This is a genomic window from Streptomyces sp. NPDC047014 (assembly GCF_040644195.1).
In the GTDB taxonomy this organism is placed as follows: Bacteria; Actinomycetota; Actinomycetes; order Streptomycetales; family Streptomycetaceae; genus Streptomyces.
The window spans coordinates 1-16,779 of record NZ_JBEYVX010000111.1 but is presented as its reverse complement, the minus strand read 5'-3'; the positions used below and the strand labels follow the sequence as shown (position 1 = coordinate 16,779).

The following is a 16,779-nucleotide window of genomic DNA, read 5'->3' as shown; positions in this document are numbered from 1 at the left end:
GCCGTCGACCCCCGCCCAGGGAAACCAAACCCAGCCCCGCCGGCGCTTGAGGCGCACCCACCGGGCCGCACCCAAAAACCAAGCCCCGCCGGCGAATCAGGCGCACCCACCGGGCGGGACCACAATCAAGCCCCGCCGGCGTTTGAGGCGCGGCCACCGGCCCGCAGACGGGAGGCAAGGCCCCCAGGCGCAGAAACGGGCCGGGCCCGGTCTCCCCGAAGGGGACCGGGCCCGGCCCGTGGCTGCCGACCTCGCGGCCGCGCCTAGTTGTCGTCCTCGTCGATCAGAAAGCCCCGCATCGGCGACGGCGCCTGCATCGGCGACGGCGCAGCCGGCCGCACCGGAGCCATCGGCTGGGTCATCGCCGGAGACATCTGCTGCTGGCCGCCGCCGTAGGACGGCCCCGCACCCATCGGGGACGGCCCGCCCATGGGCGAGGGAGCCCCCATGGAGTGACCCATCGCACCGGCCGGAGCCATCGAAGGCGACGGCGACGGCGGCAGCGCCGGACCGGCCGGGTTCCGCGGCGGGGCGAGCGAGTCGTCGGCCTGGGTCTCCAGCTGGCGCAGCTGCGACTCCAGGTAGGACTTGAGCCGCGTGCGGTACTCACGCTCGAAGCCCCGCAGGTCCTCGACCTTGCGCTCCAGCGTGGCGCGGGCGGACTCCAGGGAGCCCATCGCGACGCGGTGCTTCTCCTGCGCGTCCCGCTCCAGCGCGTCGGCCTTGGCGCGGGCGTCCCGCTCCAGGCCCTCGGCGCGCGACCGCGCCTCGCCGACGATCTTGTTGGCCTCGGAGCGGGCCTCCGCGATCGCCTGGTCGGCGGTCTGCTGCGCCAGCGACAGGACGCGGGCGGCGCTGTCGCCACCGGGGCCCTGCTGCGGAAGCTGCGGCTGGCCCATGGGCTGCATCTGCTGGCCCATCGGCTGCATGGGCTGCCCCATCGGCTGCATCTGCTGGCCCATGGGCTGCATCTGCTGGCCGAGCGGGTTCTGGCCGCCCATCGACTGCTGCTGACCCATGGGCTGCTGGCCCATCGGCTGCTGCTGACCCATCGGCTGCTGACCCATCGGCTGCTGGCCCATGCCCTGCGGTCCGCCCATGGGGTGCTGCTGCATGGGGCCGCCCATCGGGCCGGGGCCCTGCGGGCCGCCGTGTCCACCGGGGCCCGGGGGGAGCTGCGGCGCGCCGCCGGGCAGCTGGGGCGGGCCCATCTGCGGCTGCTGCGGCTGCTGCGGCGGGCCGGATATGGCGGCGGGCACGGGGGCGCCGGGGCCTCGCTGGTCCTGGGGCTCGGGCTTGCGCATCCCCTGCTGCTGCTGGTTCTGCGCGGCGGCGCGCGTGGCGGCGGCCAGCTTCGCGCGCAGGTCCTCGTTCTCGCGCAGCAGGCGCGTCAGTTCGGACTCGACCTCGTCGAGGAAGGCATCGACCTCGTCCTCGTCATAGCCTTCTCGGAGGCGGACGGTCGTGAACTGCTTGTTCCGCACGTCCTCGGGAGTCAGCGGCATGTCTTCTTCACCTCTACGTAGTCGTCGGCAGTCGGCAAGACCGTATCGGGACCGTCCCCGCGCGTACGGGGAAGCTCATCGTTCACACGCTTCTCGCAGCGGCGCTCACGAAGTTGATGAGGATGTAAACGATGATCATCAGAACGAAGAAGGACAGGTCGAGTGCCACGCCCCCGAGACGCAACGGCGGGATGAACCGCCGAAGGAGCTTGAGCGGTGGATCGGTGACAGTGTAGGTGGCCTCAAGTACGACCACCATCGCCTTGCCGGGTGTCCATGAGCGTGCGAACTGGAACACGTAATCCATGACCAGCCGGAAGATCAGCACGATCAGGAAGCACATCAGCACGATGTAGACCACCTGCAGTGCGACACCCATCCCGCGCTTCCCTCTCCCCGTTTCCCGCTCTGTTCCCGGCCCCGTGTCTGACGGATCGGTCTAGCTTTGGTTGAAGAACCCGCCCTCCGCGATGCGGGCCTTGTCCTCCGCCGTGACATCGACGTTAGCAGGCGACAGCAGGAACACCTTCTGTGTCACGCGTTCAATACTGCCGTGCAGACCGAACACGAGTCCGGCGGCGAAGTCCACGAGACGCTTCGCGTCCGTGTCGTCCATCTCCGTGAGATTCATGATCACCGGAGTGCCCTCACGGAAGTGTTCCCCGATGGTACGGGCCTCGTTGTAGGTCCGGGGGTGCAGCGTCGTGATGCGGTACGGCTCCCGCTCGGAGACGACCTTGGGCATGATCACGGGGGCGTTCTTCTCCAGGTTGGTGCGTTCAGGTGTGATGGATGCCACGGGGGCAATTCGCGCAGGACGTCCGTTTTCCACCGGAATTGGGATGGGTTCCCGTGGCGCCGGAGGCTGTGCGACTCGTACCGGTTCGTCCGGTACGGGCGCTTGGTGCACGGGCTGCTGTCGGCGATCCCGCTCCCGAGCCCGTTCCATCTCCGGCTCGGGCTCGAACTCGTCGTCGGGGTCGTACCCCGGGTTGTCGTACCGGTCGTCCTCCACGAGGCCGAGGTAGACCGCCATCTTGCGCATCGCGCCGGCCATTCTCCGAGTCCTCCGCTCTGTGGTGGATCGCCCTGTCGCAGGTGCCGCCGTGTCACGAATGTCACCAACTGCCCGCGATCCACGTGGTCTGCCCGCTCATCGACGGGAATGACCATATTTTCTGCTGTGGTCCGACTTTCTTCGCGACGTTACCCGAGCCGGGGTCTCGCGCCGAGTACCGCAGTGCCGACGCGTACATGTGTCGCACCGGCCATCACGGCCTGTTCCAGGTCTGCGCTCATCCCGGCCGACACCATCGTGGCAGTCGGATGGTCCGCGCGCAGGCGGGATGACAATTCCACCAGCCGCTCGAAGGCGGCCTGTTCGCGCCCCGCGTAGGGGCCGGACAGAGGTGCGACGGTCATCAGTCCGTCGATGCGCAGTCCGGGTGCCCCGGCGACGAGGTCCGCCAACTCCGCGAGCTGCTCCGGCGCCGCGCCGCCCCGGCTGCCCCGCTCGCCCGACTCCGCGTCGAGCGCGATCTGCACCAGGCAGCCGAGTTCGCGTCCGGCGTTCACCGCGGCCGACGAGAGGGCGGTGACCAGCCGGGGCCGGTCGACCGACTGCACGACGTGCGCGTATCCCGCCACGGAACGGACTTTGTTGGTCTGCAACTGGCCGACGAAGTGCCAGCCGAGCGGCAGATCCGCGCAGGCGGCGGCCTTGGGGGCGGCGTCCTGGTCGCGGTTCTCCGCGACCTGCCGGACGCCCAGCCCGGCCAGCAGCCGTACGTCGCTCGCGGGATAGGTCTTGGTGACCACGATCAGGGTCACCTCGTCCCGCGCGCGGCCCGCCTTCGCGCACGCGGCCGCGATGCGTTCCTCGACCCGCGCCAGGTTCCCGGCGAGCTGCGCCTTACGTTCCGTCATTCTTCGTTTCCCCCGCGGATCCGGGGGCCGCCCCCCGGGAATGCTCCGTCAACCAGACATAACCGGCAAGCCGCCCGGTCACCCGGTCACGACGGTACGAGAAGTGGTCCCGGGACTCCAGTGTGCAGACCGGGGATCGGTGGACCTCCACCACCCCCGCCTCCGCGAGCTGCGCCCGCACCCCCTCGGCCACGTCGACCGCCGGCGTCCCCCAGCTGGTCTCGGCATGAGCGGCCGGTACCACCGCCGCCACCGCCTCCCGCATCCCGGCCGGCACCTCGTAGCAGCGCCCGCAGACGGCGGGTCCGGTACGGGCGACGATCCGGGCGGGGTCGGCGCCGAGGGCGACCATGGCCTCGACGGCCGCGGGCACCACCCCCGCCACCAGCCCGGGGCGCCCGGCGTGCGCGGCCCCGGCCACCCCGGCGACGGGGTCCGCCAGCAGGACGGGGGTGCAGTCCGCGGTGAGCACGGCGAGGGCGAGCCCCCGACGGGCGGTCACCACCGCGTCCACCGCGGGGATCCCGGCGTCCGCGCCCCAGGGGCCGTCCACCACCGCGACGTCCCGGCCGTGCACCTGGTTCATCCAGACCACGCGGTCCGGGGCGAGTCCCAGGGAGTGCGCGGCACGGTCCCGGTTCGCGCGAACGGCGGCCGGGTCGTCTCCGACCGCGCCGCCGAGGTTGAGCTCTTCGTACGGAACGGCGCTCACTCCGCCCCACCGGTCGGTGAAGGCGAAGTGGGCGCCGCCCACGTGGTGCTGCTCCGGTGTCACTTCAAGAAGTCCGGGACATCCAGCTCCTCGGCCGGGCTGTCCTGGTACGGACGGGCCGTCGGGACCTGCGGGGCCGGGGGCTGGACCTCGGCCGGCGCCGGCTCGACGGGGGCCGGGGGCTCCTCGCGCGGGGTGACCGTGCCGAGTCCGCCGAAGGCCGGGCGGACCGGCTCGGGGGCGGCGCGGACCGGGGCCGGTGCGGGCTCCTCGCGCTTGGTGGACGCGGCGCCGATGACGTTGTCCCGGCGGGCCGGGGGCTGTCCGCCGTCGAACCCGGCGGCGATGACGGTGACCCGTACCTCGTCGCCGAGCGCGTCGTCGATGACGGCGCCGAAGATGATGTTCGCCTCCGGGTGCGCGGCCTCGCTCACCAGCTGCGCGGCCTCGTTGATCTCGAAGAGACCGAGGTCCGAGCCGCCGGAGATGGAGAGCAGCACACCGCGGGCGCCGTCGATGGACGCCTCCAGCAGCGGCGAGGAGATCGCCATCTCGGCCGCGGCCACGGCGCGGTCGTCGCCGCGCGCCGAGCCGATGCCCATGAGCGCCGAGCCCGCCTCGGACATCACGGACTTGACGTCGGCGAAGTCGAGGTTGATCAGACCCGGGGTGGTGATGAGGTCGGTGATGCCCTGCACGCCGGAGAGCAGGACCTGGTCGGCCGACTTGAAGGCGTCCAGGACGCTGACCTGGCGGTCCGAGATGGACAGCAGGCGGTCGTTGGGGATGACGATGAGGGTGTCGACCTCTTCGCGGAGCTCGGCGATGCCGTCCTCCGCCTGGTTCGCGCGGCGCCGGCCCTCGAAGGTGAACGGCCGGGTGACCACACCGATCGTCAGGGCGCCCAGCGAGCGCGCGATGTTGGCGACGACAGGTGCGCCGCCGGTGCCGGTGCCGCCGCCCTCACCAGCGGTGACGAAGACCATGTCGGCCCCCTTGAGGACCTCCTCGATCTCCTCGCGGTGGTCCTCTGCCGCCTTGCGACCGACCGCCGGGTTGGCGCCGGCGCCGAGGCCGCGGGTCAGTTCACGGCCGACGTCGAGCTTGACGTCGGCGTCGCTCATCAACAGCGCCTGGGCGTCGGTGTTGATGGCGATGAACTCGACGCCCTTGAGACCGACCTCGATCATTCGGTTGATGGCATTGACACCACCGCCGCCGACACCGATGACCTTGATGACTGCGAGGTAGTTCTGCGGTGCTGCCACGTCGAAGGCCTCTCGCCTCGAGTTACGTGTCGCCGCCTCGCGGGCCTGCGTTGCGACGACTGATGCCGAAATAGGGACGGTCCGAACGCGCCGACCCGAACCCTCACCCTGAAGTTTAGGGTTAAGGGTGTGTCTGTTCCTTGGATCCCATGGACTTCCGAACAGGACACTAAGTCGACAAGTAGCGCGTGTTCAACGAACACGCCGAACCTCCCGTTTTTCTTTTCACCCTATGTGATCACCCGTATCGCTGGCCAACCAGGGTGCGCCGCTGCCGAACCCGACGTCAACTCCCGGCCGCAGCAGGGGCGGTGGGAACGCTCACGTCGAAGTGCCCAGCCTTGGGCGCGGCTTTCAGCAAAGCGGTCAGCGCGCGCCCCTTCGCGTCGCTCTGTTCGCCGCTCCCCCACCGCACGGTGCGGCCGCCGGTCAGCTTCAGCACGACGGAATCGTAGGAGACCACCGTGACCTGGAGCGTTTGCCCCGAGATCGGCCCGGGAAGCGCCCCGGCGACGAGCACCGCCTCGTGCAGCAGCCGCTGCTCGTCGAAGCGGCGGGCGCTCGGGGAGCCCTCCGCGTTCAATTCCAGGACCGGGACGCCCGCGGGTGCTTTCGGAACCGTGTCGAATCGCACACCGGATGCGTCCACTTCCACGAAGTCGGTGCCCTTCCGGATGAGCAGGACAGGTTTGCGTTCGGTCACCTTCAGTCCGATTCCGTGCGGCCAGGCCCGCACCACATCGACCGAATCGATGCGGGGCAGCCGGCCGCGGACCCGGCTCGCGATCTCGTCCGTGTCCACGCTCACGAGGGGCGCGCCGAGCGGTACGGCCGCCGCGGAGAGCACCTGCTCGGGGGTGAGCACCCGGGTGCCGGTGGCGGTGACCTTCTCGACGCGGAGCCAGGAGGACCCGTACAGCACCCAGGTACCGCCCGCCACGAGCAGCACGGCGGCGGCCAGGACCACCAGCAGGCGGCCCCGGCGCAGGTGCGCGCCGGGGCCCCGGGGGACCGGCTTCCTCGCGGGCTTCGCGGCCTTCGCGGGCTTCGCGGGTTTCGCGGGCTTCGGGGACTTGGTCGGCGCTCCGGCCACTCCTGCCTCCTGCGTCAGCGTCCCGCCTCAGCGGGCCCTGTGGGCCGCGATCGCCTCGTACACCATGCCGACCAGCAGTTCGTCGGCGTCCCGGCGGCCGAACTCACCGGCGGCGCGGGACATCTCGTACAGGCGGTGCGGATCGGACAGCACCGGAAGGACCTGGCCGAGCACCCAGTCGGGGGTCAGTTCCGCGTCGTCGACGAGCAGGCCGCCGCCGGCCTTGACCACCGGCTGGGCGTTGAGCCGCTGTTCGCCGTTGCCGATCGGCAGCGGGACATAGGCGGCGGGCAGCCCGACGGCGGACAGTTCGGCGACGGTCATCGCACCCGCGCGGCACAGCATCATGTCGGCGGCGGCGTACGCGAGATCCATCCGGTCCACGTACGGTACCGGCACATACGGCGGCATCCCGGGCATGTTGTCGACACGCGGCAGTTCGTTCTTCGGGCCGACCGCGTGCAGGATCTGCACACCGGAGCGCTGGAGGGTCGGCGCGACCTGCTGGATGGTCTCGTTGAGGCGGCGGGCGCCCTGCGAGCCGCCGGAGACCAGCAGCGTCGGCAGGTTGGGGTCCAGGCCGAAGGCGGCGCGGGCCTCGGGGCGTACGGCGGCCCGGTCCAGGGTCGAGATCGAGCGGCGCAGCGGGATGCCCACGTAGCGGGCGCCGCGCAGCTTGCTGTCGGGGGTGGAGACCGCGACGGCGTGCGCGTACCGGGAGCCGATCTTGTTGGCCAGTCCGGGCCGGGCGTTGGCCTCGTGGACGATGATCGGCACGCCGAGCCGCTTGGCCGCGAGGTAGCCCGGCAGGGCCACGTAGCCGCCGAAGCCGACGACGCAGTCGGCCTTGGTGCGCAGCAGGATCTCCTCGGCGGCCTTGATGGTGCCGCGCAGCCGCCCGGGGACGGTGATCAGTTCCGGGGTGGGCTTGCGGGGCAGCGGTACCGCGGGGATGAGCCCGAGTTCGTAGCCGCGCTCGGGCACGAGGCGGGTTTCGAGCCCGCGTTCCGTGCCCAGGGCGGTGATGCCCACTGTGGGGTCCTGCCTGCGCAGGGCGTCCGCGAGGGCGAGCGCCGGCTCGATGTGGCCGGCGGTCCCCCCACCGGCGAGTACGACATGCACCGAAATTCACCGCTCTCCGGACGGTCGCTTCGTGACGCGCCGTCTCATCGACTTCCATCTCACCCCGGTCCGCCGCCAGCCGGTTCTCGGCTGCCGCATCGCGAGTGCCGCGCGCGCGGCGGGCTCCTCCCGCGCGAAGGCGATGAGCAGTCCGACCGCGAACATGGTCGGCAGCAGGGCGGAACCCCCGTAGGAGAACAGCGGGAGCGGGACTCCGGCGATCGGCAGCAGGCCGAGCACCGCACCGATGTTGATCACGGCCTGGGCCGTGATCCAGGTGGTCACGCCTCCCGCGGCAAACCGTACGAAGGAGTCCTCCGTGCGTCCGGCCACGCGGATACCCGCATAGCCTAGAGCCGCGAAGAGGGCGAGGACGGACAGCGTCCCCGCGAGGCCCAGTTCCTCCCCGGTGATGGCGAAAATGAAGTCGGTGTGGGCTTCTGGTAGTTGGCCCCATTTTTCGACGCTTGCACCCAGTCCGGATCCGAACCAGCCGCCCGAGGCGAGGGCGTAGATCCCGTGCACGGCCTGCCAGCAGAGGTCGTTCTTGCCGGGCTCGGTCGCCCCGAGGCAGGCGAGCCGGTCCATGCGGTGCGGGCTGGTCCGGATGAGCAGTGCGACGATCGCACCCGCGAAGAGCAGTACGCCGACGAACATCCGGGTGGGGGCGCCGGCCAGCCAGAGCAGCCCGAAGAGGATGGCGCCGAGGATCATCGCGGTGCCCATGTCGCCGCCCAGCATGATGAGCCCGAGCAGCAGGAAGGAGACGGGGACCAGCGGCACCAGGAGGTGCTTCCACTGGCTCAGCAGCTCCTTGTCGCCCTTGCGGGCCAGCAGGTCGGCGCCCCACAGGATCAGGGCGAGCTTGCCGAACTCGCTGGGCTGGAGCATGAACGGGCCGCCGAGGGAGATCCAGTTCTGGTTGCCGTTGATCGAGACCCCTATCCCGGGGACCTGGACCAGAACCATCAGGAAGAGGGTGCCGGCCAGCACCGGGTAGGACAGCGCCCGGTGCAGCCTGACCGGCATCCGGGAGGCGGCGAGCAGCAGGGCGGTGCCGATGAGGGCGGCCAGGAACTGCTTCTTGAAGAAGTACGCGTCACCCAGGCCCAGCTGGAGGGCCTTGATCATGGAGGCGGAGTACACCATCACCAGGCCGAGCACGGTGATGAGCAGGGAACTGCCGAAAATCAGGTAATACGCCGTGAGCGGGCGGTCCCACGCCTTGCGCAACTGCCCCTGGGTACGCCGCAGCCCGGCCAGCGGCCCGCGCCCGGCGGGCCGTCCCGCCCGCACCGCGGGGCGTTTGCGGCCCTGCGCCTTCACGGCGGACGGCCGCCGCCCCGGCAGCATCTGCTTGGCCGGCATCTGTGACCTTCCCCTCCACGCGTACGGGGCGAGCGGCCGGCCGGAGGGAACCTGTCCCGGCGCCCCCGGCCTAGGCCGTGTCCGCGGCGTCCTCGGCGGCCAGTTCGCGCACCGCGTCGGCGAACGCGTCCCCGCGCTTGTTGTAGTTCGCGAACATGTCCATCGACGCACAGGCAGGGGCCAGCAGGACCGTGTCGCCGGGCTCGGCGAGCGCGGCCGCCTCACGGACCGCTGCGAGCATCGCCCCAGTGTCGGTCCGGCCGAGGTCGACGACCGGGACCTCGGGCGCGTGTCGCGCCAGCGCGTCCGCGATGAGCGCCCGGTCGGCGCCGATCAGGACGACGCCGCGCAGCCGCTTCGCGGACTTCTGGACGAGCTCGTCGAAGGTGGCGCCCTTGGCGAGGCCGCCCGCGATCCAGACGACCGGTTCGAAGGCGGCGAGCGAAGCCTCGGCCGCGTGGGTGTTGGTGGCCTTGGAGTCGTCCACGTAGACCACGGAGGCGACCTCGGCCACGTGGGCGACGCGGTGGGCGTCCGGGCGGAAGTCGCGCAGCCCGTCGCGCACCGCGCGCGGCTCCACGCCGAAGGCGCGGGCCAGCGCGGCGGCGGCGAGGGCGTTGGCGATGTTGTGCGGGGCCGGCGGGTTGACGTCCGCGACCTCGGCGAGCTCCTGGGCGTTCTTCTGCCGGTTCTCGACGAAGGCGCGGTCGACGAGGATGCCGTCGACGACGCCGAGCATGGAGGGGCCGGGGGCGCCGAGGGTGAAGCCGATGGCGCGGCAGCCCTCCTCGACGTCGGCCTCGACCACGAGGTCCTCGGTGGCCTTGTCGGCCACGTTGTAGACGCAGGCGACCGTGTTGCCCTCGTAGATGCGGCCCTTGTCGGCGGCGTACGCCTCCATGGAGCCGTGCCAGTCGAGGTGGTCGGGGGCGAGGTTGAGGACGGCCCCGGAGTGGACGCGCAGCGAGGGCGCCCAGTGCAGCTGGTAGCTGGAGAGTTCGACGGCGAGGACGTCGTACTCCTGCTCGCCGAGCACCACGTCGATGATCGGGGTGCCGATGTTGCCGACGGCGGCGGTGCGCAGCCCGGCGGCCTTGAGGATCGACGCCAGCATCTGGACGGTGGTGGTCTTGCCGTTGGTGCCGGTGACGGCCAGCCAGGGGGCCGGCTCGCGGCGCGGCGCGCCCGCGGCGGCCCGCCGCTCCTGGCCCGTCGCGCGGAGCAGCCAGGCGATCTCGACATCCCCTACGACGTCCACGCCCGCCGCGGCGGCGGCCGTGAAGAGGGGGCTGTCGGGCTTCCAGCCGGGCGAGGTGACGACCAGTTCGGTGCCCTCGGGCAGGACCTCACCGGCGTGGCCGCCGTCGTCGAGGCGGCCGAGGCGGACCCGGACGCCGTCCTGGGCCAGTTCGGCGGCCCGGGCACGGTGGGCGTCGCCGTCGCCGTTGTCGACGACGGTCACCACTGCGCCGAGGCCGGCCAGGGCGCGGGCGGCGCTGATGCCGCTCACGCCGAGGCCGGCGACGGTGATGTTCTTGCCGTGCCAGGAGGTCACTTGTCGGCTGCCCATCCCGCGTAGAAGATTCCGAGGCCGACGATCACGCACATGCCCTGGATGATCCAGAAGCGGACCACCACGAGCACTTCGGACCAGCCCTTGAGTTCGAAGTGGTGCTGGAGCGGGGCCATCCGGAAGACGCGCTTCCCGGTCAGCTTGAAGGAGCCGACCTGGATGACGACCGACATGGTGATGAGGACGAACAGGCCGCCGAGGAGGGCGATCAGGAACTCGGTGCGCGAGCAGATCGCGAGGCCGGCGAGGGCGCCGCCGAGGGCCAGGGAGCCGGTGTCGCCCATGAAGATCTTGGCGGGCGAGGTGTTCCACCACAGGAAGCCGAAGCAGGCGCCCATGAGGGCGGAGGCGACCACGGCGAGGTCCAGCGGGTCGCGCACCTCGAAGCAGGCGTTCGGGCTGGGCAGGGTCTGCGCGTTGACGCAGGACTCCTGGAACTGCCAGACGCCGATGAAGGTGTAGGCGCCGAAGACCATCACCGCGGCGCCGGTGGCCAGACCGTCCAGACCGTCGGTGAGGTTCACGCCGTTGGACATGGCCAGGATCATGAACAGCGCCCAGACCACGAACAGCACCGGGCCGAGCGACCAGCCGAAGTCGGTGACGAACGACAGCTTGTCGGAGGCCGGGGTGAGTCCGCGCGAGTCCTTGAACTGCAGCGCGAGCACGGCGAAGGCGATGCCGACGATCAGCTGGCCGGCCATCTTGGCCTTGGCCCGCAGACCCAGCGAACGCCGCTTGACGATCTTGATGTAGTCGTCCAGGTACCCGACGAGGCCCATGCCCGCCATCAGGAACAGGACGAGCAGGCCCGAGAAGCTCGGTTCCTCGCCGGTGATGACCTTCGTCAGCGCGTACGCGACGAGCGTCGCCAGGATGAAGGAGATACCGCCCATGGTGGGCGTGCCCTTCTTCCCGGCGTGCCCGCGCGGACCGTCGTCGCGGATGAACTGGCCGTAGCCCTTGCGGGCCAGCAGCTTGATCAGCAGCGGCGTGCCGATGACGGTCAGGAACATGCCGATGACACCGGCGAACAGGATCTGCCTCATCGGCCGGCGACCTCGCCCTCGACAGTGTCCTGGAGCAGGGCCTGGGCCACCCGCTCCAGACCGGCCGACCTGGAAGCCTTCACCAGCACGACGTCACCCGGGCGCAGTTCACTGCGCAACAGGTCGACCGCCGCCTGCGCGTCGGACACGAGCACCGACTCCTCACCCCACGAACCCTCGTTATATGCGCCCAGTTGCAGCCAGGAGGCTTCCCTGCCCCCGACCGCGACGAGCTTGCTCACGTTGAGCCGGACGACAAGCCGTCCGACCGCGTCGTGCTCGGCGAGAGCGTCGTCCCCGAGCTCGGCCATCGGGCCGAGCACCGCCCACGTGCGTCCCCCGTTCGCCCTGGCCGCACCACCCATCGCGGCGAGCGCGCGCAGTGCGGCCCGCATGGACTCCGGGTTCGCGTTGTAGGCGTCGTTGACGATCGTCACACCGTCCGCGCGCTCGGTGACCTCCATCCGCCACCGGGACAGCGTGCCCGCCCCGGAGAGCGCGGTGGCGATCTCCTCGACGGACATGCCCAGGACATGGGCGACGGCGGCCGCGGCGAGCGCGTTCGACACGTGGTGCTCACCGTACAGCCGCAAGGTCACGTCGCTGCACCCGGTCGGTGTGTGCAGTGTGAAGGAAGGCTGCCCGGTGTCCGTCATCCGGACGGCGGTGGCCCGGATTTCGGCGTCGTCGGCCTCGCCGAAGAGCACCGTACGTGCCTTCGTGCGCGCGGCCATGGCGCGAACCAGCAGGTCATCGGCGTTGAGTACGGCGACGCCGCCCTCCGCCTCGGCCGGCAGGGACTCGACGAGCTCGCCCTTGGCCTGCGCGATCTGCTCCCGGCCGCCGAACTCGCCGATGTGCGCGGTCCCGACGTTGAGCACCAGGCCGATCCGAGGGGGCGTCAGTCCGGTGAGGTAGCGGATGTGGCCGATGCCCCGGGCGCCCATCTCCAGGACGAGGTGCTGGGTGTCCTCGGTGACGCGCAGGGTCGTGATCGGCAGCCCGATCTCGTTGTTGAGGTTCCCGGGGGTCCAGACGGTCGGCGCGTGGTGCTGGAGCACCTGCGCGATGAGGTCCTTGGTGGAGGTCTTGCCGGCGGAGCCGGTGAGGGCCACGACGTCGGTGCCCAGCCGGGCGACGACGGCGCGGGCCAGCGCCCCGAGCGCGGCCACCACGTCGGGGACGACGATGGCCGGGACGCCGACGGGGCGGGTCGCGAGCACGGCGACGGCGCCGGCGGCCAGGGCGCGTTCGGCGTAGTCGTGGCCGTCGACCCGCTCGCCGACGAAGGCGGCGAAGAGGCTGCCGGGAAGGACCTCGCGGGAGTCGTAGACCACGGGGCCGGTGACCTGGAGGGACGGATCCGGTATGTCGTGGGGCCGCCCGCCGGTGATGTCGGCGATCTCGGCGAGGGAGAGGGCGATCACTGGTTCACCTCGGCCTGTCGGACCTGGGTCGTTCGGTCGAGCACGAGCTGGTGCTCGATCGCGGCGCGGAGCACCGTGCGGTCGTCGAAGGGGCGTACGACACCGGCGGTGTCCTGGCCCTGCTCGTGGCCCTTGCCCGCCACCAGGACGGTGTCTCCCGGCCCGGCGAGCGCGACGGCGGCGGCGATGGCCCCCGCACGGTCGGCGTCGACCAGGACGGTGCCGCGCTCGGCGGGCGGCACGGAGACGGCCCCCTCGAACATGGCGGCGAGGATCGCGAGCGGGTCCTCGGAGCGGGGGTTGTCGGAGGTCAGTACGGCCACGTCGGCGTAGCGGGCGGCGGCGGCGCCCATCGGGCCGCGCTTGGTGGTGTCGCGGTCTCCGCCGCAGCCGAGGACGATGTGCAGCCGGCCCGCGGTGACCTCGCGCAGGGCCCGCAGCACCGATTCGACGGCGTCGGTCTTGTGCGCGTAGTCGACGACGGCCAGGTACGGCTGCCCCGCGTCCACGCGCTCCAGCCGCCCGGGGACCCCGGGGACGGCGGCGACGCCGTCGGCGGCGGTCTGCGGGTCGATCCCGGCCACGGCCAGGGTGACCACGGCGGCCACGGTGTTGGCGACGTTGAAGGGTCCGGGCAGCGGCGCCTCGGCCCGCACCCGCTGGCCGTCGGGGCCGAGCAGGGTCAGGGTGGAGCTCGCCGGGCCGAAGACCACGTCCTCGGCGCGCCAGTCGGCGGCCGGGTCGCCCGCGGCGGAGAAGGTGACGACCGGGATCGTCGCCTCCTTGGTGAGGCGGCGGCCGTACTCGTCGTCGAAGTTGACCACGCCCAGGCGGGCCCGGCGGGGGGTGAAGAGCCCCGCCTTGGCCTGGAAGTAGTCCTCCATGCCGGAGTGGAACTCCATGTGCTCGGGGCTCAGGTTGTTGAAGACGGCGACGTCGAAGACGCAGCCGTCGACGCGGCCGAGCACCAGGGCGTGGCTGGAGACCTCCATCGCGACCGCCTCGACCCCGCGTTCGCGCATGACCGCGAAGAGGGCCTGGAGGTCGGTGGCCTCGGGGGTGGTCCGCTCGGACTTGATGCGCTCGTCGCCGATGCGCATCTCGACCGTGCCGACCAGCCCGGTGCCGCGGCCCGCCGCGCGCAGCCCGCCCTCGACGAGGTACGCCGTGGTGGTCTTGCCGGAGGTGCCGGTGATGCCGATCTGGAGCAGGTCCGCGCCGGGGTCGCCGTAGATGGCGGCGGCGAGCTCGCCCATCCGGCCCCGCGGGTCCTCGACGACGAGGACGGGCAGGCCGGTCTCGGCGGCCCGTTCGGACCCGGCGGGATCGGTCAGGACGGCGGCGGCGCCGAGGGAGGCCGCCTGGGCGGCGAACCCGGCACCGTGGGTGCGGGCGCCGGGCAGGGCCGCGTACAGGTCTCCCGGGCGGACCGCACGGGAGTCGTGCGTGATCCCGGTGATCCGCGCAGCGCCTGGGGACGGGACGCCCAGCAGGGCGGCCAGTTCGCCGAGCGGGCTCGGGCGGGCGGACGCGGGCCTGGGGGCTCCCGGCGGCGCTGCCGGGGCGTCTTTCTGGGCGGTTCTGGGCTGATCAGCGTGGGGCACGGCGGTGAGCGTACCGGGCGTGGCGGCCGGGCCGCGAAGTGAGGGCCCGGCGCCGGGGCCGGCGGCCGGTCGGTTCCCGGGTTCCGGGGTGATCGTTGTCACTGATGGTGCCTCACGCTTTTCTGGCGGGCAGACCGGCGCCGCGGCTCACTGACCGGGCTTCGGGCTGGGCTGGGGGGCGGGCTGGGGACCGGGTTCGTAGGTGACGGGGAGACCGGCGGGGGCGGTTCCGGTGGGGGCGACCTGGAGGGTCTTGAGGGCGAACTCCATGACCTTCTTGTAGATGGGGCCGCAGATCTGGCCGCCGAAGTAGCTGCCCTTGGTGGGGTTCTGGATGGCGCAGTAGACGGTGATGCGCGGGTTGTCGGCGGGGGCGAAGCCGGCGAAGGAGGCGGTGTAGCCCTTGTAGCGGCCGGTGGCCGGATCCACCCGGTTGGAGGTGCCGGTCTTGCCGCCGACGCGGTAGCCGGGGATCTTCGCCTTGGTGCCGGTGCCCTCCTGGTCGTCGACGACGGACTCCAGCATCGCGGCGAGGGTCTTCGCGGTCTCCGGGCTGATCACCTTGGTCTGTTCGGGGGCCGGGGCCGGGGTGAAGCGGCCGTCGGGGCCCTTGGTGCCGCGGACCAGGGTCGGTTCGATGCGGACCCCGCCGTTGGCGACGGTGGAGTACACGGAGGCCGCCTGCATGGCGTTGAGGGACAGGCCCTGGCCGAAGGGGATCGTGTACTGCTGCGAGGTGGACCAGTTCTCGGGCGCGGCGAGGATGCCCCGCGATTCGCCCGGGTAGTCCAGGCCGGTGGGGCGGCCGATGCCGAACCTGGTCAGGTAGGAGTGCAGGACCTTGTTGGCGTCGGCCTGGGTGGGGCCGAGCTGGCCGGTGGCCAGGATGGTGCCGATGTTGGAGGACTTGGCGAGGACCCCGTTGAGGGTGAGGTACCAGGTGGGGTGGTCGATGTCGTCCTTGAACAGCCGGTCGCCGCGGTGCAGCCGGTTGGGCACCTCGACGCGGGTGTCGGGGGTGGCCTTCTTCTCCTCCAGTACGGCGGCCATGGAGATGACCTTCGCGGTGGATCCGGGCTCGTAGACGTCCTGGAGGGCGGCGTTGCCCATGGCCGTGGAGCGGGCCCGGGTCAGGTCGTTGGGGTCGAAGCCGGGGGCGTTGGCCATGGCCAGTACCTCGCCGGTGCGGGTGTCCTGGACGATGACGTAGCCGCGGTCGGCCTCGGACTTCTGGACCTGCTCGGCGATGGCGCTCTGCGCGGCCCACTGGATGTCCCGGTCGATGGTCAGCTCGATGTCCTCGCCGGGGACGGCGGGCTTCTCGCTGGATCCGGCGGTGGGCACCCGGCGGCCGCCCGACTGGGCGTAGGTGATCTCCCCGTCCTTGCCGGACAGCTTCTTGTCGAGGGAGGACTCCAGTCCGCCGCCGCCGTGGCCCTCGGCGTTGACGTAACCCAGTATCCCGGCGGCGAGGTCGCCGTTGGGGTACACGCGCTTGCTGCTGTTGTCGTTGAAGACGCCGGCGAGGACGTTGGCGCCGGGGCCGTTGCCGCGCTGGTCGGCGGCGGCCTTGTCGGCGAAGACCCGCTTGAGGTCCTTGATCTGGTTCCAGACCTGGGGGGTCTGGCGCTGGGCGAGGACCACGTACCGGCTGTTCTTCGTCCGCAGTTTGGCGGCGAGTTCGCCGGCGTCCTTGCCGAGGATGGGCGCGAGGAGGGCGGCGGCCTGCTCCGGGGCGTCCGGGGCCTTGCTCTCCTGCGGGGTGAACATCTTCGGGTCGGCGGTGATGTCGTAGGCGTCGACGCTGGTGGCGAGGGCGACGCCGCGGCGGTCGGTGATCTCCCCGCGCTCCGCGGCCAGTTTGACGCTGGTGTAGCGGTTCTTGGACGCCTCGGCGGAGAAGGAGGAGGCGTCGACGGCCTGCACCTGGAGCAGCCGTACGACGAAGGCCAGCATGACGAGGGTCAGCCCTACGCCGACCAGCCGCAGCCGGGGCCGGGGGCTGCCGAGCTTGATGGTGTGCGGGGCGCGGGCCGCCGCGGGCCGCCGGGTCGCGGGGCGGGAGGACGGGCGGGGCGCGGGGCGGCCCTGCCCGCGCTGCGGTCCCTCGCCGAGGACATCGGGGCGACGGC

The 16,779-nt window shown here is 71.7% G+C and carries 14 protein-coding genes; all 14 read right to left on the bottom strand.

The features are described 5' to 3' along the window. Positions 1-263 precede the first annotated feature (263 nt). Positions 264-1,505, bottom strand: coding sequence for a DivIVA domain-containing protein (locus ABZ873_RS31285; protein ID WP_360879234.1), 1,242 nt, complete (start codon positions 1,503-1,505; stop codon positions 264-266). Between the two features lie 82 nt (positions 1,506-1,587). After that, positions 1,588-1,884 (bottom strand): YggT family protein, encoded by a 297-nt coding sequence (locus tag ABZ873_RS31280; RefSeq protein WP_360879231.1) that lies wholly within the window; start codon positions 1,882-1,884, stop codon positions 1,588-1,590. A gap of 60 nt (positions 1,885-1,944) precedes the next feature. After that, the gene (sepF, locus tag ABZ873_RS31275; protein ID WP_360879228.1) at positions 1,945-2,562 is read right to left on the bottom strand and encodes a cell division protein SepF; all 618 of its coding nucleotides are present in this window, start codon (positions 2,560-2,562) and stop codon (positions 1,945-1,947) included. 149 nt (positions 2,563-2,711) lie between these two features. After that, positions 2,712-3,431 carry a YggS family pyridoxal phosphate-dependent enzyme gene (locus ABZ873_RS31270; protein WP_360879225.1) on the bottom strand — a complete coding sequence of 240 codons (720 nt, stop codon included), beginning with the start codon at positions 3,429-3,431 and terminating at the stop codon, positions 2,712-2,714. Then, positions 3,418-4,206 carry a peptidoglycan editing factor PgeF gene (gene pgeF / locus ABZ873_RS31265; protein WP_360879222.1) on the bottom strand — a complete coding sequence of 263 codons (789 nt, stop codon included), beginning with the start codon at positions 4,204-4,206 and terminating at the stop codon, positions 3,418-3,420. Before pgeF ends, ABZ873_RS31270 begins: the two co-directional genes overlap by 14 nt. Then, positions 4,203-5,411, bottom strand: a complete 1,209-nt coding sequence (gene ftsZ, locus ABZ873_RS31260) for a cell division protein FtsZ (RefSeq protein ID WP_360879219.1) — start codon at positions 5,409-5,411, stop codon at positions 4,203-4,205. Before ftsZ ends, pgeF begins: the two co-directional genes overlap by 4 nt. Before the next feature lie 286 nt (positions 5,412-5,697). Continuing rightward, a complete protein-coding gene (locus tag ABZ873_RS31255; protein WP_360879237.1) occupies positions 5,698-6,399 on the bottom strand; it encodes an FtsQ-type POTRA domain-containing protein in 702 nt (233 codons plus the stop codon). 132 nt (positions 6,400-6,531) lie between these two features. Next, the gene (gene murG / locus ABZ873_RS31250) at positions 6,532-7,626 is read right to left on the bottom strand and encodes an undecaprenyldiphospho-muramoylpentapeptide beta-N-acetylglucosaminyltransferase (protein ID WP_360879216.1); all 1,095 of its coding nucleotides are present in this window, start codon (positions 7,624-7,626) and stop codon (positions 6,532-6,534) included. A 6-nt stretch (positions 7,627-7,632) separates the two neighbouring features. Beyond that, the gene (gene ftsW / locus ABZ873_RS31245) at positions 7,633-8,994 is read right to left on the bottom strand and encodes a putative lipid II flippase FtsW (RefSeq protein WP_360879213.1); all 1,362 of its coding nucleotides are present in this window, start codon (positions 8,992-8,994) and stop codon (positions 7,633-7,635) included. A gap of 70 nt (positions 8,995-9,064) precedes the next feature. Continuing rightward, positions 9,065-10,564 carry a UDP-N-acetylmuramoyl-L-alanine--D-glutamate ligase gene (gene murD, locus ABZ873_RS31240; protein ID WP_360879210.1) on the bottom strand — a complete coding sequence of 500 codons (1,500 nt, stop codon included), beginning with the start codon at positions 10,562-10,564 and terminating at the stop codon, positions 9,065-9,067. Continuing rightward, complete coding sequence (gene mraY, locus ABZ873_RS31235) at positions 10,546-11,616, bottom strand: phospho-N-acetylmuramoyl-pentapeptide-transferase (protein ID WP_360879207.1); 1,071 nt, start codon at positions 11,614-11,616, stop codon at positions 10,546-10,548. Before mraY ends, murD begins: the two co-directional genes overlap by 19 nt. Continuing rightward, positions 11,613-13,043, bottom strand: coding sequence for a UDP-N-acetylmuramoyl-tripeptide--D-alanyl-D-alanine ligase (gene murF, locus ABZ873_RS31230; RefSeq protein WP_360879204.1), 1,431 nt, complete (start codon positions 13,041-13,043; stop codon positions 11,613-11,615). Before murF ends, mraY begins: the two co-directional genes overlap by 4 nt. Further along, positions 13,040-14,749 (bottom strand): UDP-N-acetylmuramoyl-L-alanyl-D-glutamate--2,6-diaminopimelate ligase, encoded by a 1,710-nt coding sequence (locus tag ABZ873_RS31225; protein ID WP_360879201.1) that lies wholly within the window; start codon positions 14,747-14,749, stop codon positions 13,040-13,042. Before ABZ873_RS31225 ends, murF begins: the two co-directional genes overlap by 4 nt. A gap of 45 nt (positions 14,750-14,794) precedes the next feature. Next, on the bottom strand, positions 14,795-16,779 hold a 1,985-nt coding region (locus ABZ873_RS31220; protein ID WP_360879198.1), incomplete at its 5' end, for a penicillin-binding protein 2.

Excerpts from the sequence above, each read along its gene's own strand:
- ABZ873_RS31285 (WP_360879234.1), bottom strand. The coding sequence starts at position 1,505 with ATGCCGCTGACTCCCGAGGACGTGCGGAACAAGCAGTTCACGACCGTC.
- ABZ873_RS31280 (WP_360879231.1), bottom strand. The coding sequence starts at position 1,884 with ATGGGTGTCGCACTGCAGGTGGTCTACATCGTGCTGATGTGCTTCCTG.
- sepF (WP_360879228.1), bottom strand. The coding sequence starts at position 2,562 with ATGGCCGGCGCGATGCGCAAGATGGCGGTCTACCTCGGCCTCGTGGAG.
- ABZ873_RS31270 (WP_360879225.1), bottom strand. The coding sequence starts at position 3,431 with ATGACGGAACGTAAGGCGCAGCTCGCCGGGAACCTGGCGCGGGTCGAG.
- ftsW (WP_360879213.1), bottom strand. The coding sequence starts at position 8,994 with ATGCCGGCCAAGCAGATGCTGCCGGGGCGGCGGCCGTCCGCCGTGAAG.
- murD (WP_360879210.1), bottom strand. The coding sequence starts at position 10,564 with ATGGGCAGCCGACAAGTGACCTCCTGGCACGGCAAGAACATCACCGTC.
- mraY (WP_360879207.1), bottom strand. The coding sequence starts at position 11,616 with ATGAGGCAGATCCTGTTCGCCGGTGTCATCGGCATGTTCCTGACCGTC.